Genomic DNA, 20,677 nt, shown 5'->3' with positions numbered 1-20,677 from the left:
TCCTTCCCTACAAGATTATCCTTTTGTTCCTCCAGCCGTCAAACCAGAAACAAAATATCTTTGGAAAACTAAGAATAATGCAGCGATTGGTATAGCAATTAGTACAGAACCTGCAGCAAATTTTGTAAATTCGTTACCGAACTGTTTCGCAACCAGTTCATATAGGCCAACTAATAATGTAAATTTATCTTCAGATCGTAATAAAATACGCGCTAAGATAAAGTCGCCAAATGGAGCAATAAATGAGAATAAAGCAACTACTGCTAATATTGGTTTAGCTAAAGGCATAACAATTTGGAAGAATATCCTTAAATGTCCCGCTCCATCCATCTTTGCAGATTCATCGAGCTCTTTCGGAATCGTATCTAAATATCCCTTCATTAAATACGTATTCATTGGAATTTGTCCACCAACATACACAAGAATTAATCCTAAGTGCGTATCAATTAATCCCGTACGGTTTGCTAAAACAAAGATGGCTATTAATGCAGCAAAGTTTGGAATCATTTGTAAAATTAAGAATGTGATTAGACCATTCTTACGACCTACAAAACGATATCTTGAGAATGAGTATGCCGTTAAAGCTACACTCGCAACAGTTAACACCATTGTAATAATACTAATTTTCAAGGAATTTTTGTACCAGATAATATAGTCACTCTTGTCTGCATCAAACAGATGCTTATAGTGTGCTAGAGTTGGATTTTCTGGAAACATCGTCGAACCTGAGAGACTATTCCCAGGATTAAAGGAAGATCCAATAATCCAAAGCAATGGATAGAATACGATAACTGCCATGACCGCAATGACGAAGTATGACAGTGTAAGTCTTATGATTTTATTTTTTTTCATACTCATATTACATCATATCCTCTTCTTGGAATGATTTTGTTCTTCTAAATTGCCATAAAGCCACTGCAATAATAATGAAAGAAAGAATCATTGTGATGGCTGCAGCTTTTCCATATTGTGCCGAAGTCATCGTTAATCGATAGATCCATGAGATCAAGATATCTGTTCCCCATGCAGTTTGCCCTGGCACAGCTGGTCCTCCGTTGTTAAAGAGGAAGATTACGTTAAAGTTATTAAAGTTAAAGGTATATTGCGTAATCATGATTGGTGCGGTTGCAAACAATACAAGTGGTAAAGTAATTTTTGAGAACTTCTGCCAAATACTTGCACCATCTACAGTTGCTGCTTCATATAAGTCCTCTGGAATAGACTGAAGAACACCTGTTACCATGGCAAAGATGAACGGGAAACCTAACCAACCTTGAATTAAAATCAATGCTAGACGTGTCCAGTTGGCTTCTGTCATCCATGGCTGTGGTTCTAACCCTAGAGCTGGTAATATCATTTTATTGATTGCACCAAACGTTTCATTAAACATTCCAGAGAAAATCATAATGGATACGAAAGCTGGTACCGCCCAAGGTAAAATTAATATGGTACGAATAATCGCTTTTCCTTTAAGATCTTTCTGATTAACAATAATGGCAAGGAACATCCCTAAAGCAATTTGGAACGTTGTTGCACCAAATGTCCAAACAATTGTCCAACCTAATACCTTAAAAAATGTATTACGCCAGATATCAATTTTAAAGATATCGATAAAGTTCTGTATCCCAATCCAATCAACTAATTTAGCTGGTGGTGAGTGGTATAAATCGTAGTTTGTAAATGCCAAAAGAATCACGAAAATGATTGGAAAGATTACAACAAAAATTAATAACAAAAACCCTGGTGTAATCATTAAATATGGAAAACCACCGTCAATTAAGTTGTGGTATTGTTCTCTAACTGAATTTAGTTTTAAACCTAGATCACGTTTTTTTCCATTCGAGTGTGCATCATAAAGGTTAAATGCATACACCCCTAATCCTAGCACCGTAACAATCAATGCGATAATTCCATCAATCAAAAGAAAGATTGAATGATCAACTTTAGGTATTTCACCTAATGTAAACAGTCCCCAAAAACCCATGTTCAATATGTCACCAAACACAATACCAAATGATGCTGCTAAAACAAGAAAGATGATTCCTTTTAAAAATTGACGATTATAAAATTGCCCAAATCCAGGGACAATTGAAAGCAATGCAGCTGTCTTTGCATGCTTGGTTGTTCCTACTTTTTCCGCTTCCATTTGACTTCTATCCCCTTTCTAACTTGAGGAGGAATGTATTTTTATTGCGCAACCGTTTGCCTAAATGAATGTAATGATAGGCAATACCAGAGGTACTGCCTATCGATTGTACCACAAATTATTTTGCGTGGTTCGTCTCAATCTGCTTCTTAATCGTATCTACTGCAGAATCAAGAGCTGCTTTTGGCTCTGATTTTTGCGTAGCAATTTGTTGTAATGCTGATGCCATTGGAGACCAAACCTCAGCCATTTCTGGAATATTAGGCATTGGAATCGCATAAGAAGACTGAACAGCTACTGCTTTTGCAGCTTCGTTATCAGCAATAATTGGATCCTCAATTAAAGTTTTAACTGGTGGAATTTCTCCAGTTGTTTCAAAACGAGTTTTTGCACTCTCTTCATTTGTTAAGAATTCAACAAGCTTTGTAGCCCAATATTGATTTTCAGTGAATGCTGTTACATGCCATCCTTTAACACCCATGAATGTTTTAACATTATCACCGTTTGGTAGAGTAGGTAGCGGTGCAACACCGTAATCAATTCCAGCATCCTTCATTGCTTGGAATGCCCAAGGACCGTTCATCACTGAAGCAACTTTTCCTTCGTTAAATAGCCCGTCCATAGCTGATCCACCAGATTCACCGATAATTCCCTTAGGGAAAAGTCCTTCTTTATACCATTGTTGAATGTATGCAGCACCTGTTACTGCACCTTCGTTATTTAGACCAACATCGTCGCGATTTAATGCACCATTTTCATCTTTAAATACGTAAGCACCGTTTCCACCCATAATACCATGAGCGAAGTAATAGTTATCCCAAAGAGCTAGGAAACCGTAATTATCACCTTTAGTGAAATCCTTTGAGAAAGCATATAACTCATCAAACGTTTCAGGAGCTTTTTCCATTAACGCTTTGTTGTAAATAAAAACTGGTGTTTCTGTAGCTTTTGGTAGTCCATAAAGCTTTCCATCATACATTTGAGCTGAAATAGAAGATTCAGTGAACGTATCAAGTACTTCCTGTCCTACTTCGATTTCTGAGATTAATCCCTCAATAACAACTTGACCGATTTGGTCATGTGGTAGAGTTACAACGTCTGGAGCATTTCCAGCTGGACCATCTAGACGAAGTTGGTCACGAATTTTGTCTGCCATACCTAATGTTTTATACTCAACTTTAATGCCATATTCTTTTTCGAAAGCTTCGATAGCAGGTTCTAAGGCAACCTCTTTATCGGTATCTTCCCATACTACTAATTTCTCTGGCTTTGCTGGTTCTTCTCCAGCCGTATTGCTACCTTCATTTTCTGTTGAAGTACCTTCTTCACGATTTGGTCCACATGCAGCAAGGACTCCTAGTACTAACATGATCATCATGAAAAGCGAAAATGCTTTTTTCATTATTGACCCCCTCCAAAAATGTATGTTTTTAATTTCTGTTAGTTGTACAAACGATTGCACAAATCTATAAAAACAGCACTCTATGAAAACGTTGCCACAATTAGTTATAAATATATAATTTATTGGTCTTATACGTTCAACTGAAAGAATAGAGTTGCGAAAACGATTGCACAAACTATATTTTTTATTATACCTAGTTTTTTCGTTTTGACAACTATTTTCACATAAAAGACAAAGAAAAAAATTTACAAATGTTTTGACATTTATTTGTTGAAGGGTTTTCACATATCTGCTAACTTTAAGAAAGTAGAATTAAATGCAATCGATTGCACAAGGAGGAAATAATATGATTACTCGTTCTTCTATTTATCATCGTCCTACAGATGAATACGCATATCCCATTGATGAACATACATTACACTTAAAACTGCGTACTCGTAAAGAAGAAGTTCAAACGGTTCAGCTTTTATTCGGTGATCAATATGAATGGAAAGATGGGGCTTGGATTTCTCAGCAAACAGAAATGGAGAAAGTTGCAACAGATGCTCTTTTTGATTACTGGCTTCTAAGTATACAACCTACCTACAAGCGAATTCGCTACGGATTCTTTATTAATAATGGAGAAGAAACCATTTTATATACAGAAAAAGGATTTTATGAGAAGGCTCCTGAAGATCCGAGTTATTACTTCTCATTTCCCTTCCTTCATGCGAGCGAAGTATTTCGTGCTCCAAGCTGGGTAAAAGATACAGTCTGGTATCAAATATTCCCAGAGAGATTCGCCAATGGAGATCTTACCAATGATCCAAAAGGGGCCCTACCATGGGCAAGTGAACCTCCATCACCGAAAAACTTTTTTGGTGGAGACTTTAAAGGAATCATCGATCATATTGATTATTTAGTGGATTTAGGGGTCACAGGAATCTACTTTACTCCTATTTTCAAGGCATATTCAAATCATAAATACGATACGATGGACTATATGGAGATTGATCCTCAGTTTGGAGATAAAGAAACCTTTAAGGAACTTGTAAAAACTTGTCACAAAAATGGAATAAAGGTGATGCTTGATGCTGTGTTTAATCATAGCGGATACCACTTTCCTCCCTTTCAAGATGTTCTTAAGAATGGAGAGAAATCAAAGTATGCAAGCTGGTTTCATACAAAGGAATTTCCTTTAAAAGGTGGTGAGCTTCCAAACTACTCCACATTTGCCTTTGAGCAAACGATGCCTAAACTTAATACACAAAACGAAGAAGTAAAGCAATACTTGCTTGAGGTTGGAAGGTACTGGGTTCGAGAGTTTGATATAGATGGATGGCGATTAGATGTAGCCAATGAAATTGACCATCAGTTTTGGAGAGAGTTCCGTCATGCTGTTAAGAACCTCAAGCCTGACCTATATATTTTAGGTGAAATATGGCACGATTCCATGCCGTGGCTGCGAGGAGACCAATTTGATGCAGTGATGAACTATCCTTTCTTAACAAATGTGTTAAATTTCTTTGCAAAAGATCAAATTTCAAAGCAGCAGTTTATTGAAAACATGACATCGGTTATTCAAATGTATCCTAGCAATGTTAATGAAGTTGCATTTAACCTAGTTGGAAGTCATGATACACCACGTATTTTAACAGAATGTAATGGTAACACAGATAGAATGAAGCTTATTTATACCTTTATGATGACATTTATCGGGACACCTTGCATATATTACGGAGATGAAATTGGTTTAAGTGGAGTCATGGACCCTGGTTGTAGAGAATGCATGCCGTGGGAAATGGAAAAATGGAATAAAGAGATGCAACAACATATCCAATCATTAATTAAGCTAAGAAAAGAAGAAAAGCTTCTTGCCAACTCAGGAACCTTCTCTTTCCTTGCCCATTCGGATAAGGATGAGTGTATTGCCTATTCGAAAAAGGATGAAAACAAAACAATAATAGTTATATTAAACCCTACTAGTAAAGAAGCTACGCATTCATTACCTTTTCATTTAAAAGGAAGAAAGCTTATAGACTTATTGAAAAATAAAGAATTTGCAGCTGAATCTGATCATCTTTCAGTTACGGTTGCTCCTTTCGGCTTTGAAATCATCTCCTTTTAAATTAGTACTTCATTCTGTTAAAATGAATTGTTTACTAAATAGTCTTAAGCATTCTGCTTAAGACTATTTCGTTTTATTATGTTAGGGGGTCAAATAGTCATGAGCACGAAAAGCAAAAAACAAAAGATGACCCTTGTTGCTTTAACATGGCCCATCTTTATTGAAATTTTATTGTATATGCTTATGGGGAATGCAGATACATTAATGCTCTCTCAATACTCTGATGAGTCCGTTGCCGCTGTTGGCGTATCGAACCAAGTCCTTTCTCTAATTATCGTTATGTTTGGTTTTGTTGCAACAGGGACAGCAATATTGGTGACACAGAATTTAGGAGCGAAACAGGAGCATGCAGCTGCAGAAATTTCAATCGTTTCTCTTGGAGCAAATCTTGTTTTTGGTATTCTTCTAAGTATAGGAATTTTTCTATTTAGTAAACCTATTTTATTAATGATGGATTTACCTCCCGAACTATTGGATGAAGCAAACTCCTACCTATTAATTGTCGGAGGATTTTCTTTTGTTCAAGCATTTATTATGACGATTGGTGCAGTCATCCGTAGTTATGGTTTTACGAAAGATGTTATGTACATCACAATTGGCATGAATATTATTAATGTGATTGGTAATTACTTATTCATATTTGGTCCTTTTGGTTTTCCGGTTCTCGGTGTGGAAGGTGTAGCTATTTCAACTACTGTTAGTAGATTCATAGGTTTGGCAATAGCGATCATCGTGATGATTAAAAGAATCCCTGTTGAGTTGCCGTTTCACCTGCTGTTCCGTTTTCCAAAGGTGCATGTTAGAAACTTGCTTAAAATTGGAATTCCTTCCGCCGGTGAGCAGCTTTCCTATAATGCTTCTCAGATGGTCATTACATTCTTCATTGCCACACTAGGTACAGAAGCACTCACGTCCAAAGTATACGCTCAAAATCTTATGATGTTTATTTTCCTTTTTAGCATAGCTATAAGTCAAGGTACTCAAATCTTAATAGGGTATTTGATTGGTGCAAAGAAGTATGAGGATGCCTATCATCGATGCTTAAAAAGTCTTCGATTAGCTATTATCATTTCCTTAAGCGCAGCGATACTCTTCTCGTTCTTTGCAAAAGATTTAATGAAGTTATTTACAAGCAATGAGGACATCATTGCACTGGGTAGTACGTTGATTCTGTTAACAATTATCTTAGAACCAGGCCGCTCCTTTAACTTAGTCATTATCAATTCTTTAAGAGCAACGGGTGATGTGAAATTCCCAGTATATATGGGAATTCTTTCTATGTGGGGGGTGGCTGTCACCTTATCTTATTTGCTAGGAATCACCTTTGGGCTTGGACTCGTTGGCATTTGGATTGCTTTCATAGCTGATGAATGGCTTAGAGGGTTACTCATGCTTTGGCGATGGCGTTCAAAGGTTTGGGTTCGCCATTCCTTTATAGAAGAGAAAGCCGTTTAAATAGTTTAACATAAAGAAGCCTACACTAGTGTATAGGCTTCTTTTCTTACTTACGATTCAACAATATTAATATTGTAATCTTTAAACCAGATATGAATTTGGGCAAGATGAGCAAGAAGTTGCGGTCCAGTCATTAATTGGCCAAACCACGGTTCTTTAAAGGCTGCTCCTTCAGTAGTGATTATTTCCTTAAGTTTTGCTTCATCAAAGAATTCATAAAGAACCGATCCTTTATCCGTCATAATCTCTGCAAGCATCTGCTGTACTGCTTTTGTATACTTCGGATTATGTGTTTTCGGATATGGACTTTTCTTTCGATACAATACCTCATCAGGGAGAATTCCCTCTAATGCTTTTCGTAGCAATCCTTTTTCACGGTTCTGATAATTTTTCATCTCCCAAGGAATATTCCAGACATATTCAACAAGTCGATGATCTGCAAAAGGAACCCTTACTTCAAGACTTGCTCCCATACTCATTCGGTCCTTGCGATCAAGCAAAGTGGTCATAAACCAAACCATATTCAAATAGAACAACTCTCGTCTTTTTGCTTCTTCCCTCGTCTCCCCTTCTAAAACAGGAGTCTCTTGAACCGTCTTATTGTACTGTTGAAGCATATAGTCCTTAAGCTGTAACTTTTCTCTCCATTCTGATCGGAGCAAACCCTGTCTTTCTTCAATCGATCTCATCCATGGAAAACCTTCACGCGTTAAATCAGCTTCACGTCGGAACCAAGGATATCCGCCAAAAATCTCATCTGCACATTCCCCAGATAAACTAACAACAAAATCTTTTTTTATTTCACGGCAGAACCATAGAAGAGATGAATCTACATCAGCCATACCTGGTAGGTCTCTCACATGAACGGCTTCAATTAAATGTTCAGCAAGAAGCTCTTGAGAAATAATACTATTGTGATGAGTAGTCTGAAATTCATCAGACATCTTTTGTATATAAATTCCATCTGAGTTCGGCTGAAATTCATTTGCCTTAAAGAATTGGTCATTGTCTTCATAATCTATAGAATACGTATGAAGGCTCCCTTTTCCCTCTTTTTGATATTCCATCGCAGCAATGGCTGTAATGGCACTAGAATCTACTCCGCCGGATAAAAATGTACAGAGAGGAACATCTGAAACCAGTTGCCGTTTAACCGCATCCGTAAAGAGGAAGCGAACCTTATCAACAGTATCATTCAAGCTGTCTGTATGTTTTTCACTTTTTACATTCCAGTATCGCCAAATTTTTAGTCCTTTGCTTTTGGATAGAGTAAGTGCATGAGCTGGTCTTAGCTCTGATATCCCTTTAAATACCCCATTTCCAGGTGATCTTGATGGACCTAAAGCAAAGACTTCCGCTAACCCTTCTCGGTCAATTTCTGTCTTTACTTCTGGATGAGCAAGAATCGCTTTCAATTCAGACCCAAACATCATTCCTTTTTCTGTTGATAAATAAAAAAGCGGCTTAACGCCAAGTCGATCCCGTCCTATAAAGAGCTGTTCCTTTCTTTCATCCCAAATGGCGAAAGCAAAGATACCATTTAGATGTTCTACACAATTTTCTTCCCATTCGATATATGCAGTTAATAGAACTTCTGTATCAGAATGACCGCTAAAGGAATATCCTTTTAATAGCAGTTCTTTTCGAATATCTTCGGTATTATATAGTTCACCATTATAACAAATCGTATATTTGTGATTATTTTTTGATTTAGACATTGGTTGCTTTCCGCCCTCAGGGTCAACAACGATTAAACGTTTATGTCCGAATCCTACATGAATATCCGTCCATACATTTGTATCATCTGGACCGCGCTTTGCCAAGGTTTCAGCCATTTTCGTTATAGAGCCACGTTCTTTTCTCATATCTCTTTGGAAGTCAATCCAGCCTGTTATGCCACACATATTTTATTCATCCTTTCAAGAGTAGTGCGTTTGTTTGGTTAGTCCGAACATATACCCATACTATGCTGGGCGCGAAAAATGGTTAATTGTCCAATTTTTATGTGCGGGCGTTTAAAAAATATACAAGATGTCTAAAAAGAATGAAGATAGATCTAAAAAACTTCTATAACCTTTAGCCTTTAACGGAGGTCTTATCATGAGTAGTGTTAATGGCGTTTTATTATGTCCCGAAATTGACGTTACTAATTGTCCCAACACTGACGGATTCACTGTCCAAAATGAAGGGGAAGCACCTTTATGCTTCCCCTAGAATCTTACAAATCAACGTGATACGTTTCATTATTCTTAAGGTAGAACCTAATCTCATTTCTGCCAGTAATGATGTACCAGTCTCTACCCAGTTCCAAACGGCAAGATAGAATCTTTCCATTTCCTAGATGGAGATCAAACCATTCACCGCAACGCATTTTATAACCTGTATTATCTCCCCAAAACACAACCCAACAATCCAACTCAGCGTTGTAGTTCATTTCTTTCCAGCGGCTTTTCATGAAAGTTCCCCCTGGATAACTTGCTTAATCATATGATCATCAATGATTCTTCGACCATTTTGTGAGCCATATAAAAGACTATGTGTACAAAGTTTATTAATGAGCCTTGCGGCACCACCAGAGAACTGATGAATTTCATCAAGCGCCCCATCAGAAAAGATAGGTTGATCAACTCCGGCATAACGAAGATGCCTAGATACATATTCTTCAACTTGAGCACGATCGAGATGGCCTAGCTGGAATTGGATATCGATTCTTTGGCGTATGGCTGCATATGATTGCAGTCGAAGTCGATCCCATAGCTCGCTTTGACCGACGAGAATAAGCGCCATCGGACTTTGCGAATCCATTTTGAAGTTTAATAGAAAACGAACTTCTTCAAGCATTTCCCGGTCCAGAAGGTGAGCTTCATCCACTACTACAACTGGCTGGAGTCCTCGTATACCTTTCATCAATTCTATCTCTCGGTGAAGCTGCCGTTTCGCATCTCCTCGATAAAACTTCGCTTCAGAGCCTAGTTGTTCCAATAGCCCTTTATAAAAATGGCGCGGGGTTAATTTTGAATCTGATAGATAAAGGACATGAAATTTTCCTTTATCTAATCTATTCACAAACTTACGGATTGTCGTAGTCTTTCCTGTACCACTATCTCCACTTAGGACCGCAAAAAGCTGTCTATCGGCTGCATATTTTAGCCTTCCAAGGATTTCTTGCATCATGGAAGAATCATAAAGTTGGTCTGTTGGTAGATCTCTGGTAAAAGGTGTATTGTCCATTTCATAAAAGGTTTCAAACACGAGAATCATCCTCCTTCCAGACAGCACGGAAGGTTACGGCAGGTTTTTGTTCGATTTGACGTTCCTGATTCTTTCGTTCAGCTGCCTTTAATAGTCTTGAAGAGTCAACACTCTGCACCTTCAGGTGCTCAGGTAATTCAGGCCGTTTTCCAGCTCTTTCCCCAATGACAAGCTTTCTAGCTTTCCAAGGAGTATAACCCTCGAACTCAATGGTAAGTTCCTCGATATTCGCAGGATCATAGACAACATCAACCTGTCGTCCAATAAATGTTAAACCCACCTCATATTTGTGATCCATGAAACTGATGCATCCTGACTTATCAACTTTTCTTGTTTCGCAATGAAGAAAGGCATTGCTTAAAGTATCAGGATCGATAAAGCGAATTGCTTTCCTGTCCGAACGAAAAGCTGTTTCCGGACTAATTTTCTCCCCAAGTGCAGAGTGAGGCTTATTCTGATAACACTCTGTCAACCACACCTGAAAAAGTTCATTCAGTCGATCTAGAGTATTGGGCTTTTCGATGACAGCTTCACTAATAAATGAATCTATAACTCTATTAAATCTTTCAATTTTTCCTTTTGATTCGGCAGAATAAGGCCTTGTGTAAGTAAGACGAGTGCCAATTTTGGAACATGTGCGTGACATCCACTTGGTTCTATATTGCTTTCCATTATCAAAATACACTGCTTCCGGAACACCATATTTTTGGATTGCTTGTCGGAATGCATCTTCAATGATTCTTGAATCTAGAGTAGGATAAAAGGCTGCATGAACCACTAACCTTGTGGCATCGTCGATAAAAGCGACAAGATATACTTGTTTCTTGATTCCATTTGGACCAATAGGTAAATATGGGCCATATTTGATATCTGATTGCCAAAGTTGGTTCCGATGCCGTTTCTGAAATCGTCGGGCGGCAACTCCAGTTTGAGAATATAGGCGCATATGTCGCGAACTATATCCTTTTTCAGTCAGCTTTTCCTGCAGTGTGGATCTTTTAATTTGTCCTGGTTCAGCTAATTCTTCCCATTCAAGAATCTGGATAATCTGTGCCACACTACGGCTTGGCACTTCTTTTCGAAGAAGAATAGCCTGTTCCAATATATGAGGAGGGATAGCTTCTGACTTTTGAGAACCTTTTCTTCCTTGTGGCTTCAATCCCCCAAATCCATCCTCACGAAATTGAGCTAAATATCGCCTAATAGTTCTTTCTGAAAGGCCATTGGCTTTCGCAATCTGTTCTTTTAACTCTTTTAATTTTCCAGCATCAAGTCCTTCTGCCAATAAAGGGGATATCAGCTGAAAACGCTGCACTGCCAATTCTTCTGATTTCTTATGATTCCTCATGATACACTCTCCTCTCTGTGTCTATCATGAGTGTAAATCAGGGGTTATTGGACAATGAATGCAGAACGGGTATGTATCCAAAAATTAATATTTACAATGGGCCGGACAATTCTTGTCAGCCATCCATTGGCATCTCCTGCCAAGCGCCCTATCCTTTGAAGTGCAGTCCCTGAACTTTCGGACGAGAAATCCAGAGGGATGTTTCCTTGATTGGTTCTGATCATGATGGATGTTAAACACCCCAACCAATAATCCACAAATTCATGAATCCAGCCATGCCATCTCGAAAGAGTAGAATCATCGGCTGGAACAGTATGGTCGGATGGATTCGAGAGAACGCTTTCAATACATTCAGCTTCATAGCGCTTATAAGGGATTAATATATCCGGCAGTTCATGATGTATCGTACAGCAACAAGTGCACCTTAGTCTTCGGATGTTATAGGTCTTACTCTGCCCTGAATGATCAATAGATTTACGATTCTTAGATCCTATTACCAACATGTCTTTCCCACAACATGGAGAAGGAATCCTCCCCGCACCTCTAACGAAAAACTCCAGTTAGATTGTTTTCAATCAGCTTATAATCTGATACAATAACCATATACTTTTTGGTGGGACGTCTCCCGTATAACTGTTGGCGCAGTTATACATTATGGGAGTCGTCTTTTCCTTTCTCCGGAATATATTCATGGACATTATACTCGACCACTTCCGGACAGGCAATACCGTCAACTTTCGGTAATTTAAGAGTGTCAAAAACATGAGTAGACAGCAACGACTACAACTTTTTGAGTTTCAAACGAGAGCATTTATTGAAGGAACGGTAGAACATATAAACAACCAGTGGATTTTTTTTGATGAGGAAACAGATGAAGCCTCCATCTTGGATGATTTTTTACACCAAGAAATTGAGGTATTTCGGTTCAATCGGTGGAAAAAGGGTATTTTATTTGAGGATGGGAAAGTCACATTTGGAAATGAAACCCTTCATTTAAAAAATCAAGATGTAGTAAGAATCCGCAAACACTTAATGTATTCCCTTGAACGGTTATTAGAAGAGATCAACGATGATTCATTTTATCAGTTTGTCTCCCATTTAAATTCTCTTGGCTTTTCAATCTTTGATTGTATTTATTGCTACAATCATCTAACGTTTTTAAAGGATGCAGAAAGAAAAAGTGGTGTGAATTTTATTATCTTTGATAATCAAGAAGATATTTGTAATGTTCAACATCATTTCTGTTATTATAAGAAGCAAACTGACCGTTTTGAATTTACACTTAACACTGGTAAGAGAACAGTGATTGAGAAATTTCTATAATAAAACCTGCTCCGAGATTAAAGGAGCAGGTTTTATTTAAAATAATTGAAATCCAAGTGGTAAGCGAAGTCCTAATAAGATGACTAGAACTACCGCAATATAAAATTGTATCCAAAGTGACTTTGTTTCTTTTCCTTTAACCGTACGTACTAGAACCATCTCCATCGCTGCAATTACCCAAAGTCCAATTAAAACTTTAGCTATATATTCACCTGGTTGCATCGAGAATAATGTATGGACGAGCATTCCACCCGTTGCAAACACAAGGATATACAAAACTCTCAAAATCATATGAACGATTTTCGCTGCCTTTGCTTTTCCACTCTTATGTAATGAGGTTGCTACAAAAAATAGGACTAGTGCAAGAACCCATGCAGTGATATGGGCATGTGTGTTAATCGACATAAATTAGCCTCCCTATTAAATATCGACTTTATCATACCACAACAGTGTTAAAAAAACTAAAAAGAACGTCCCTTTGGAAATCCACGTTTCAACATTTGTTCACAAATTTTTCATATTTCCTCGCTGACTTTATTTGATAAGGTTCCTATCCCCTCAATGGTAATTTCAATTTGATCACCTGGATTTAAGAAGCGCGGTGGTTGAAATCCTTTTCCAACACCTGCAGGAGTACCTGTAGCAATCACATCTCCGGGTTCAAGCGTCATCCCCAATGAAATGGTCGAAATCATTTCCTCCACTGAAAAGATAAAGTGCTTTGTATTGGAGCTTTGGCGAACCTCACCATTTATTTTCGTTTCAATATGTAAGTGATTGGGGTCTGATAGGCACTCTTTATGAACAAGAACTGGTCCCATCGGGCAACTGGCATCTAGGCTTTTTCCGAGAAAAAACTGTTTATGCTTCGCCTGAAGATCACGTGCTGTTATATCATTTACAATTGTATAACCAAACACATAGTCAAGAGCGTCTTCTTTTTTTATATTCCTCCCCTTCTTTCCAATCACAATCGCTAACTCTCCTTCATAGTCTAGCTGCTTCGTAATGGAAAGATGATTTTCAATTTGTTCATTTGGACCAATAATCGTTGTTGGAGCTTTTGTAAAAACCATCAAATGCTCCGGAATGTCGTCCTTACTTCCCATCTCAATCGCATGGTCCACATAATTTTTCCCTACACACAAAATGTTTTTCGGAGGCTTTGTAACGGGCGAAAGCAAGGTAACCTCTTCTAGGAAAAAATACTCCTCCTCGCTTGCTGCTTGAATTTTCTCTTTTATCTCCTGTAGAAATTTTTCTCCCTTTGCAATACATTCGACCATTGATTCTCTTTCATTAACAGAAAGAACTTTTGTTTCTGTTGAATCTAAAACACCAATAAACACTTTGTTATCTCTTTTTCCGGTAAGAAGCTTCATGAGTTTTCTCCTTTTTTCATTAGACTCTGCCATTTCCAATACGAAACGGTTCTCCACACCCACTCAAAGGGGCCAAGATAAAAGTACTTTACCCAAATATGACTAAAAATCAATTGAATAATAAATATCGTCAAGGCTAGTAACGTTCCTTCGACAACTGACACTTGTCCATATAGACCAAGACCGTAGGAATAAAATATCAACGTCGAGACGATGGATTGAACTAAGTAATTTGTAAAACTAAGCTTCCCAACAGGTCCAAACAATTTAAACACCTGTAAGCCTCGTTGATGATTCGTACCAAGCGCGATCAGTAGGATGTATGCTATCGATAATAAAGGACCACCAAGCATATCTTGAGAATATTCTGTTGCCCAGTTTCTGGTTAACCAATAAGGAGCGCTCTTAATAAACAATCCCATAAATAATGTTACCGCTATTACTACTAGAAACGGTCTTTTTAAATCTGTTACTCTTCTTAACCAGTCCTCTTTCGCCGCTCCTCCCCCGATTAAAAACAACGGAAAGATCGAAAAGAGCATAAAAAATAGATTGCCTGGATGATTGACTAAAGACCAGTCGATAAATCTTTGTTCCCGAATTTCCTCATAAGTACCATTTTGATAAGCTTTATATGACGCTAAAGCACTTGTCTCATCTGCCACCGTAAATTCCCCATTACCAGCAACCATTGAGGCTAATGTAATCATTACCGTAATGATTACATTAGGTACAAAGTATAAAATCAACCCCAATAACATTAGTACTTTCCCTCTAAGTCTGATAAAGAGCAGTAGGAAGATACCAAACAACGAGTAGGTAAAAAGAATATCTCCATGCCAAATATAGTTAGCATGTACCCATCCGATAACCAACAAAAAAAGCAATCTCCTTATTGCGATGGTGGAAAATGTTCCACCCTTCATAATGGTTCTCTCCCTTAAAATAACAAAACCATATCCAAAAAGAAAAGAGAATAAAGGATATATACTTCCTTGAATAAATAAATCAATCCACGAGTAAAACAAACGGTCACTAGTTGATGTCCAAGTAACAAATGGGTCGATATAAAGGATTGGAGTATGAAAAGATAGCATATTTACTAAGAAAATCCCCAATATCGATAAACCTCTCATTATATCAATGGAAACAATTCTTTCCTGATTTCTTATATGTATCCCTCCCCCATTTCTACAACTTAAAAACTATTATACTTCAAATATTCCCAATAACACCAAAACTGTTCCCTAAATGGACAGGATATGACCCTTTAAGTAAAAATCTGCAATTTAATTTTTCCTCTAAATAACTCACATCTAGTTTCTAGGCACATACAATGTAAAGAATCTTAAACAAAGGGTGTAGTGTATGCCAGCAATTGTCGGTGTAGCTCAAGTAATCTCGATTGGAAGTAGTTCCATTTTTCATATTGGAGATGTATATAAAATCATGCCTATTTCTAATGCCAAGACATACTCAGGGGCAGGTTCTTTTAATACAGGGGATGGATTACGTGTATATAATAAGTTTAGTTCTACCAACGCGTATGACCATGACGGCATTGACCAAGGAAATATATTAAATGCTTAATAAGCAGGTGATGATATGAATTTTTATATTCAACAAAATATTTCTATTAATCTTCTACGCATTGATGCGATTACGAATTCATCCGTTTTACAGATTGGCAGTGCTGGAGTCATTCGCCCAACCGCCCATCTATATAATACTGGAGGTTTTACAGGACCAGCACCTGAACCTATTCATCCCGGCGGCACAATCGTAACAAATCAGGATTCGGCTGAACCCACAGGAATTGATACTGGGTCGTATATAGATTCTCCAGCTGTTCCGTTATCCATTTCATAATAGAAGGGAAGATGTCAGTATGAATAATGAATTCTATGACTACTTAAGACAGCTTCACCAACTTGTTGAAAGCCAAGAACACCGGATACGAGCTCTTGAACGAAGTGTATTACTCATGCAAAAAGAAATATCTCAACTCAAAGAAAGACCACCTGTTCATGTGGATCGAATTGAATATAAATTTGATCAACTCAAGGTAGAATCGCTCGATGGCACTTTAAATATTGGACTAAATCCATCTGATCTACAAGGGATCGAGGACTTCTCTGTTCCAAATCAATCTATCAAAACTCCTACCCCGCCAAAGCAAATGTTCCAAAGATCAATGGAGCTCGAGGATATAGTATATGAATATATGGGCAATCATTTACCGGCAATCTTTGAGAAGACCCAAGCAAAGCTGCAAACAAACCTCGATGAATCGTACTATCACTTTATCGAGGAAGATATCAAAAAACAAATACCAAAAAGAGTCGAACATTATCTACGCGAGTTTTCCGCAGGAGTGATAGAGAACGAGGATCGTTCACAGCTAGAAAAAACGATAACTGACCAGTTTCATAAAGAAATGGAGCATGGTGTTGAGATTTTTATAAAGAATTTACCGGAGAATGTGAAAGGGCTGAAACAGGAATGATGAATTTTCAAGTATACAATCGGGACATACATGTGGGGAATATCCGAGTGGTCGGGGTTTCGAGTTCTTCAATATTAATGGTAGGAGATGCAGAAACCATCCATCTAGCATCAGCGTTCGATACCCCTGCTGAATCTCTAATCATTGGTCCATTTGTACCTCTAGCTGTGGAAGGTAGATAGTATGCTTCAACGATCAAGTTCTGTTAAACATATTCACATTACGAATGCAGCTATATCATCCGTCATTCAACTTGGGGATTCAAAAATTATTAATGGTCTGAATAGAGCGATCGCTGTGCAACGGGAAAAGCAATTGTTTATTGGTGATGAGGAGGATTTCTCGAAATACCCCATCTTTCAACGCCCCATTATTTTTCCTCAAGACAAGGAAGACGTGATGATCACTTCCTTTCATCAAAATCCAATGATTCATGTGAACACCATTAATGTCATTGCCTTCTCCTCTTCCTCTATTCTTCATGTTGGAAATACGCAGGCAATTAATATGGAAGCACGAATCAAGCATATTCGTCAGCTTTTATCAAAGAAAACTTGATGCAGACTGAAAAGACTCATATGTAAAGGATGTTTTTTATGCCCGCAATTATCGGTCCCGTACAAATTACAACGGTGAGCGGTGGAATCGTCCAATTTGGCGATGCACTTTACATCTCACCGAAAAGCAACTCTAAATCTGTCACTGGTGCTGGTGCTGTAAATACAGGCGGTATCATTATTACTAATAACGGGTTATCAGCTAGCAATGTGTTAGATACTAACTTAATAGATCAGCCAACATTAGGAAATAACTAGGTGGAACACTGTTTCACCTCTTATTTTGCCTTCTGTCCTTTGATTTAGATACAGTAATCAATTTGGAAGCTGGTTGTTTCTGAATCCACTTTACAAACTTTTTAATCATTTCGTCATCACGTAGTCTTTCAATTGTGTTCATACGAGCAGCCAATTCCTCATTCGTATAAAGGGCATGAATTTGCTTATGACATGGTAGACATAGCTTGGCTGTAGGTAAAAAAGTTCCTCCCAGCTCCTTCGGTGTTAGATGATGGATAGTAATCTCAACATTGTTGCGCAAACAAAGCTCACAATCACCAAGAATGATTGGTTTCTTCCCCATTGCTTTCCCTCCTAAAAAAATAGCCAGCAAGAGTAATGTCTCCTGCTGACTAACTATTTAGTCCATTTTCATGATATGTGCACCATCGAAGAAGAATAAATACGATTCATGTACCTTCTTCTTCCATATTTCCTCTAACGCTTTTCTATATAATTCAATTTGAACTTTGTAACGATCTTCAAGAATTAATCTCGCTTCTTCATATCCACCCTTGTAGCGTTCATGAATTCCATCCGTTTTAAAATCAAGTAGGACGAGTCCTTCATCATCTTCAAAAACACAATCAATGATACCTTGAAGGAGAACGGCCTCCTCCTCTCCCTTCCAATCTGCATACACATCGCTTGCAGGAAGAGATAAACTGAAAGGGATCTCACGCAACACTGTGTTTGCTTTTAATAATCTAACACCGAGCTTCGATTCAAAAAATTGAACCACCTGGTCAACATCTATTACCTCCAGCTGCTCAAGTGTTAACAGTTCAAGTTGAACCATTTCAGTTAATTGGCTCGTAATGCTATCAAAAGTGATTGGTTTTTCTAAATCAATCTGCTGCATCACCGCGTGCATAGCCGTGCCTCGCTCTGCTGGGGTTAAGGATTTTTCCTGCATAAAACGTGGACGATTCATTAGCGGTTTCCTGAATTTTTTTTGCAATTCTATTCCGCTTTCTTCATCCCGCAATTCTCTTTGCCTTTTCACTTCAGAGACAGACTGCTTAGAACGATGAGTGGAAGGCGCGAAGTATTCATACTTGTACTCTAATTGTGAAAGTACCTGTTCGTTCCACTCTAATTTAACCGGAAGCTCTTTTCCCTCTTTTACAAGTTCTAATAAATGATCCTTTTCTTCTAAAACCGTTTCTTTTATTGAAGCTAACTGTACTGCATCTATTAATTCTATCTTCCAGCACGATGAATGGTTCGAAATTTCTTCTGGGACAAGATGTCCGATCCCCTTTCCATTTCGCAACTCCTGACAATCTTGATGTCTAATTAATGATGGTCCAATCCAGTCTAAGTAGCCCTTCGCTGATTGACGGTCGTACTCTTTTAGTAGCCATTCCGGATGAATGGAGAACTGCTCCCAATCCTCAAGCTTCTTTTCTACATTCTTTACGGTTCCTAGTAAATATAAATACTCTTTTGCTCGGGTTAACGCAACATACAATACACGCATTTCTTCCGCTAACATCTCGAGTTTCTTTTTGCGTTTAAAAGCTAGCTGGGGCAACGATGGATATGAGATTCTCTTTTTAGGATCAACATACTTCGCAGAAAAGCCGAGCTCCTTGTCTAACATATAGGATTTCCTGATATCCATCATGTTGAACTGGCGGCCCAATCCAGCCACAAACACGACTGGAAATTCTAACCCTTTACTGCTATGAATGGTCATGATTCGTACAACATCTTCACTTTCCCCAAGTGCGCGAGCAGCACCTAGGTCGTCCCCACGTTCTCTCATGCGTTCGATAAATCGAAGAAAGCGAAACAATCCACGGAACGATGTTTCCTCATATTGTCGTGCACGATCATACAGAGCACGTAAATTCGCTTGCCTCTGCTTCCCGCCTGGTAGCCCACCAACAAAATCAAAGAATCCCGTTTCTCTATATAGCTGCCAAAGTAATTCTGATAATGCACCTTGTCTAGCTGCCGTTCTCCATTTTGCTAAATTCTCCATAAACGGTACAATCTTCTCATGCGCCGCTTCATTCATTTCCGTTGGCGCTTTTCGATAAAAGGAAGTTAGAGCCTCGTAAAAAGAACCTCTTCGATTCTCCATGCGAACACAAGCCAGGTCTTCTTCGGTTAAGCCCACAATCGGAGAACGCAGAACAGAAGCAAGTGGGATATCCTGATATGGATTATCAATGACATGTAACAGAGACATCATAATAACGACTTCTGTTGCTTCAAAATAACCCGTTGATAGGTTCGCATAAACCGGTATTCCCTGATCTTTTAATTCCTCCATAATCTGTGGAGCCCACGTCATTGATCGAAGCAAGATGACAATATCTTTATATGATGCCGGCTTAGAGCTCTTTGTTTTAGGATTGTAAACAGGCTTTCGCCCTTGAATCAGATCGTTTATTTTACTCGCAATAAGCTTAGCTTCTAGCTGTGATTGTTCGAGTTCTTCTTCATCAAAGGAGTCACCTTGGCTCTCAGTTTCTCCCTCTTCATTTGAAATTTCCTCTTTACCATTACTATTAATGATCAACAACTCAACTGGAACAGCTTCCTCTGGGTAGGACGCACCAGTAATTAACTCAGCCGCTTCATCATAGTTGATTTCTCCAACTAAAACACCCATGATCTGCTTGAATAAATAGTTGGTCCCATGAAGAACTTCCTTTCGGCTCCGGAAATTACGAGCTAAATCAATTCGAAGGCCTGATTCTTCACCCTGTGAAGTAAATCGGTTGTATTTACCCAAAAATAAATTTGGCTCTGCTAGGCGGAAGCGATAAATCGATTGCTTTACATCTCCTACCATAAACAAATTCCCTGTCTGCTCTTCGTCTTTAGTTACTAAATTTAAAATTGCTTCCTGTACCATATTTGGTTGCGATAGGTAAGACTTTGAAGTAATCTCCATCTTTTCCCC

The 20,677-nt window shown here is 38.3% G+C and carries 22 protein-coding genes; 9 read left to right on the top strand and 13 right to left on the bottom strand.

Annotated features, from left to right (window positions below):
- Positions 1-15: 15 nt before the first annotated feature.
- The 3 genes from MKX65_RS06330 to MKX65_RS06320 all read right to left on the bottom strand — a co-directional run bounded on the left by MKX65_RS06330 (position 16) and on the right by MKX65_RS06320 (position 3,548).
- Positions 16-858: a sugar ABC transporter permease gene (locus tag MKX65_RS06330; RefSeq protein ID WP_340902843.1), complete on the bottom strand. Its 843-nt coding sequence runs from the start codon at positions 856-858 to the stop codon at positions 16-18.
- A 1-nt stretch (position 859) separates the two neighbouring features.
- Positions 860-2,146: a carbohydrate ABC transporter permease gene (locus MKX65_RS06325; RefSeq protein ID WP_340902841.1), complete on the bottom strand. Its 1,287-nt coding sequence runs from the start codon at positions 2,144-2,146 to the stop codon at positions 860-862.
- A gap of 118 nt (positions 2,147-2,264) precedes the next feature.
- Positions 2,265-3,548 (bottom strand): extracellular solute-binding protein, encoded by a 1,284-nt coding sequence (locus MKX65_RS06320; RefSeq protein ID WP_340902840.1) that lies wholly within the window; start codon positions 3,546-3,548, stop codon positions 2,265-2,267.
- A 349-nt stretch (positions 3,549-3,897) separates the two neighbouring features.
- Between MKX65_RS06320 and MKX65_RS06315 the strand changes: the two genes are divergently transcribed.
- Positions 3,898-5,655 (top strand): alpha-glycosidase, encoded by a 1,758-nt coding sequence (locus MKX65_RS06315; RefSeq protein ID WP_340906173.1) that lies wholly within the window; start codon positions 3,898-3,900, stop codon positions 5,653-5,655.
- Positions 5,656-5,754: 99 nt separating this feature from the next.
- A complete protein-coding gene (locus tag MKX65_RS06310; RefSeq protein WP_160546448.1) occupies positions 5,755-7,110 on the top strand; it encodes an MATE family efflux transporter in 1,356 nt (451 codons plus the stop codon).
- A gap of 50 nt (positions 7,111-7,160) precedes the next feature.
- On the opposite strand, the gene asnB is transcribed toward MKX65_RS06310, so the two are convergent.
- The 5 genes from asnB to MKX65_RS06285 form a co-directional block, all read right to left on the bottom strand.
- On the bottom strand, positions 7,161-9,014 hold the full coding sequence (asnB, locus tag MKX65_RS06305; protein ID WP_340902839.1) for an asparagine synthase (glutamine-hydrolyzing): 1,854 nt from the start codon (positions 9,012-9,014) through the stop codon (positions 7,161-7,163).
- 314 nt (positions 9,015-9,328) lie between these two features.
- Positions 9,329-9,565, bottom strand: a complete 237-nt coding sequence (locus tag MKX65_RS06300) for a DUF5348 domain-containing protein (protein WP_169102663.1) — start codon at positions 9,563-9,565, stop codon at positions 9,329-9,331.
- A complete protein-coding gene (locus MKX65_RS06295) occupies positions 9,562-10,362 on the bottom strand; it encodes an ExeA family protein (RefSeq protein ID WP_340902837.1) in 801 nt (266 codons plus the stop codon). Before MKX65_RS06295 ends, MKX65_RS06300 begins: the two co-directional genes overlap by 4 nt.
- On the bottom strand, positions 10,355-11,710 hold the full coding sequence (locus tag MKX65_RS06290; RefSeq protein ID WP_160549919.1) for a DDE-type integrase/transposase/recombinase: 1,356 nt from the start codon (positions 11,708-11,710) through the stop codon (positions 10,355-10,357). Before MKX65_RS06290 ends, MKX65_RS06295 begins: the two co-directional genes overlap by 8 nt.
- Positions 11,711-11,754: 44 nt before the next feature.
- Positions 11,755-12,240, bottom strand: a complete 486-nt coding sequence (locus MKX65_RS06285; RefSeq protein ID WP_340906172.1) for a DUF6431 domain-containing protein — start codon at positions 12,238-12,240, stop codon at positions 11,755-11,757.
- Between the two features lie 232 nt (positions 12,241-12,472).
- Between MKX65_RS06285 and MKX65_RS06280 the strand changes: the two genes are divergently transcribed.
- Positions 12,473-13,033, top strand: coding sequence for a DUF2777 domain-containing protein (locus tag MKX65_RS06280; RefSeq protein WP_340902836.1), 561 nt, complete (start codon positions 12,473-12,475; stop codon positions 13,031-13,033).
- 36 nt (positions 13,034-13,069) lie between these two features.
- On the opposite strand, the gene MKX65_RS06275 is transcribed toward MKX65_RS06280, so the two are convergent.
- From MKX65_RS06275 to MKX65_RS06265, 3 genes are all read right to left on the bottom strand, one after another.
- On the bottom strand, positions 13,070-13,438 hold the full coding sequence (locus tag MKX65_RS06275; protein WP_160546451.1) for a YisL family protein: 369 nt from the start codon (positions 13,436-13,438) through the stop codon (positions 13,070-13,072).
- Between the two features lie 110 nt (positions 13,439-13,548).
- Complete coding sequence (locus MKX65_RS06270) at positions 13,549-14,415, bottom strand: fumarylacetoacetate hydrolase family protein (protein WP_340902834.1); 867 nt, start codon at positions 14,413-14,415, stop codon at positions 13,549-13,551.
- Positions 14,412-15,533: a DUF418 domain-containing protein gene (locus MKX65_RS06265; protein ID WP_340902833.1), complete on the bottom strand. Its 1,122-nt coding sequence runs from the start codon at positions 15,531-15,533 to the stop codon at positions 14,412-14,414. Before MKX65_RS06265 ends, MKX65_RS06270 begins: the two co-directional genes overlap by 4 nt.
- 250 nt (positions 15,534-15,783) lie before the next feature.
- Here MKX65_RS06265 and MKX65_RS06260 point away from each other — a divergent pair, with 250 nt between their 5' ends.
- From MKX65_RS06260 to MKX65_RS06235, 6 genes are read left to right on the top strand one after another with little or no spacing between them, the layout of a single operon-like run.
- Positions 15,784-16,005: a spore germination protein gene (locus tag MKX65_RS06260; protein ID WP_119707179.1), complete on the top strand. Its 222-nt coding sequence runs from the start codon at positions 15,784-15,786 to the stop codon at positions 16,003-16,005.
- A 15-nt stretch (positions 16,006-16,020) separates the two neighbouring features.
- A complete protein-coding gene (locus MKX65_RS06255) occupies positions 16,021-16,284 on the top strand; it encodes a spore germination protein GerPB (RefSeq protein ID WP_160546454.1) in 264 nt (87 codons plus the stop codon).
- A gap of 19 nt (positions 16,285-16,303) precedes the next feature.
- Positions 16,304-16,921 carry a spore germination protein GerPC gene (gene gerPC, locus MKX65_RS06250; RefSeq protein WP_340902829.1) on the top strand — a complete coding sequence of 206 codons (618 nt, stop codon included), beginning with the start codon at positions 16,304-16,306 and terminating at the stop codon, positions 16,919-16,921.
- The gene (locus MKX65_RS06245) at positions 16,921-17,103 is read left to right on the top strand and encodes a spore gernimation protein GerPD (RefSeq protein WP_340906170.1); all 183 of its coding nucleotides are present in this window, start codon (positions 16,921-16,923) and stop codon (positions 17,101-17,103) included. The genes gerPC and MKX65_RS06245 overlap by 1 nt, the downstream gene beginning before the upstream one ends.
- Position 17,104: 1 nt before the next feature.
- Positions 17,105-17,479, top strand: a complete 375-nt coding sequence (locus MKX65_RS06240) for a spore germination protein GerPE (RefSeq protein ID WP_340902828.1) — start codon at positions 17,105-17,107, stop codon at positions 17,477-17,479.
- Positions 17,480-17,517: 38 nt separating this feature from the next.
- Positions 17,518-17,736, top strand: a complete 219-nt coding sequence (locus tag MKX65_RS06235) for a spore germination protein (protein WP_119707175.1) — start codon at positions 17,518-17,520, stop codon at positions 17,734-17,736.
- Between the two features lie 13 nt (positions 17,737-17,749).
- Here the strand turns inward: MKX65_RS06235 and MKX65_RS06230 are convergent, their stop codons facing one another.
- Both MKX65_RS06230 and addA read right to left on the bottom strand, forming a co-directional pair.
- Positions 17,750-18,061: an HNH endonuclease gene (locus tag MKX65_RS06230; protein WP_340902827.1), complete on the bottom strand. Its 312-nt coding sequence runs from the start codon at positions 18,059-18,061 to the stop codon at positions 17,750-17,752.
- 57 nt (positions 18,062-18,118) lie between these two features.
- Positions 18,119-20,668 (bottom strand): helicase-exonuclease AddAB subunit AddA, encoded by a 2,550-nt coding sequence (gene addA / locus MKX65_RS06225; RefSeq protein ID WP_445677909.1) that lies wholly within the window; start codon positions 20,666-20,668, stop codon positions 18,119-18,121.
- Between the last annotated feature and the right edge of the window lie 9 nt (positions 20,669-20,677).

Source organism: Robertmurraya sp. FSL R5-0851 (assembly GCF_038002965.1).
Lineage (GTDB): Bacteria > Bacillota > Bacilli > Bacillales > Cytobacillaceae > Robertmurraya_A > Robertmurraya_A beringensis.
This window is presented reverse-complemented; position numbering and strand designations above follow the sequence as displayed.

Bases quoted from the DNA above. Each gene is read 5' to 3' on its own strand.
- MKX65_RS06260 (WP_119707179.1), top strand. From the start codon at position 15,784: ATGCCAGCAATTGTCGGTGTAGCTCAAGTAATCTCGATTGGAAGTAGT.
- MKX65_RS06325 (WP_340902841.1), bottom strand. From the start codon at position 2,146: ATGGAAGCGGAAAAAGTAGGAACAACCAAGCATGCAAAGACAGCTGCA.
- gerPC (WP_340902829.1), top strand. From the start codon at position 16,304: ATGAATAATGAATTCTATGACTACTTAAGACAGCTTCACCAACTTGTT.
- MKX65_RS06290 (WP_160549919.1), bottom strand. From the start codon at position 11,710: ATGAGGAATCATAAGAAATCAGAAGAATTGGCAGTGCAGCGTTTTCAG.
- MKX65_RS06275 (WP_160546451.1), bottom strand. From the start codon at position 13,438: ATGTCGATTAACACACATGCCCATATCACTGCATGGGTTCTTGCACTA.
- MKX65_RS06320 (WP_340902840.1), bottom strand. From the start codon at position 3,548: ATGAAAAAAGCATTTTCGCTTTTCATGATGATCATGTTAGTACTAGGA.
- MKX65_RS06270 (WP_340902834.1), bottom strand. From the start codon at position 14,415: ATGAAGCTTCTTACCGGAAAAAGAGATAACAAAGTGTTTATTGGTGTT.
- MKX65_RS06255 (WP_160546454.1), top strand. From the start codon at position 16,021: ATGAATTTTTATATTCAACAAAATATTTCTATTAATCTTCTACGCATT.
- MKX65_RS06240 (WP_340902828.1), top strand. From the start codon at position 17,105: ATGCTTCAACGATCAAGTTCTGTTAAACATATTCACATTACGAATGCA.
- asnB (WP_340902839.1), bottom strand. From the start codon at position 9,014: ATGTGTGGCATAACAGGCTGGATTGACTTCCAAAGAGATATGAGAAAA.
- MKX65_RS06245 (WP_340906170.1), top strand. From the start codon at position 16,921: ATGAATTTTCAAGTATACAATCGGGACATACATGTGGGGAATATCCGA.
- MKX65_RS06235 (WP_119707175.1), top strand. From the start codon at position 17,518: ATGCCCGCAATTATCGGTCCCGTACAAATTACAACGGTGAGCGGTGGA.
- MKX65_RS06330 (WP_340902843.1), bottom strand. From the start codon at position 858: ATGAGTATGAAAAAAAATAAAATCATAAGACTTACACTGTCATACTTC.
- MKX65_RS06310 (WP_160546448.1), top strand. From the start codon at position 5,755: ATGAGCACGAAAAGCAAAAAACAAAAGATGACCCTTGTTGCTTTAACA.
- MKX65_RS06230 (WP_340902827.1), bottom strand. From the start codon at position 18,061: ATGGGGAAGAAACCAATCATTCTTGGTGATTGTGAGCTTTGTTTGCGC.
- addA (WP_445677909.1), bottom strand. From the start codon at position 20,668: ATGGAGATTACTTCAAAGTCTTACCTATCGCAACCAAATATGGTACAG.
- MKX65_RS06280 (WP_340902836.1), top strand. From the start codon at position 12,473: ATGAGTAGACAGCAACGACTACAACTTTTTGAGTTTCAAACGAGAGCA.
- MKX65_RS06300 (WP_169102663.1), bottom strand. From the start codon at position 9,565: ATGAAAAGCCGCTGGAAAGAAATGAACTACAACGCTGAGTTGGATTGT.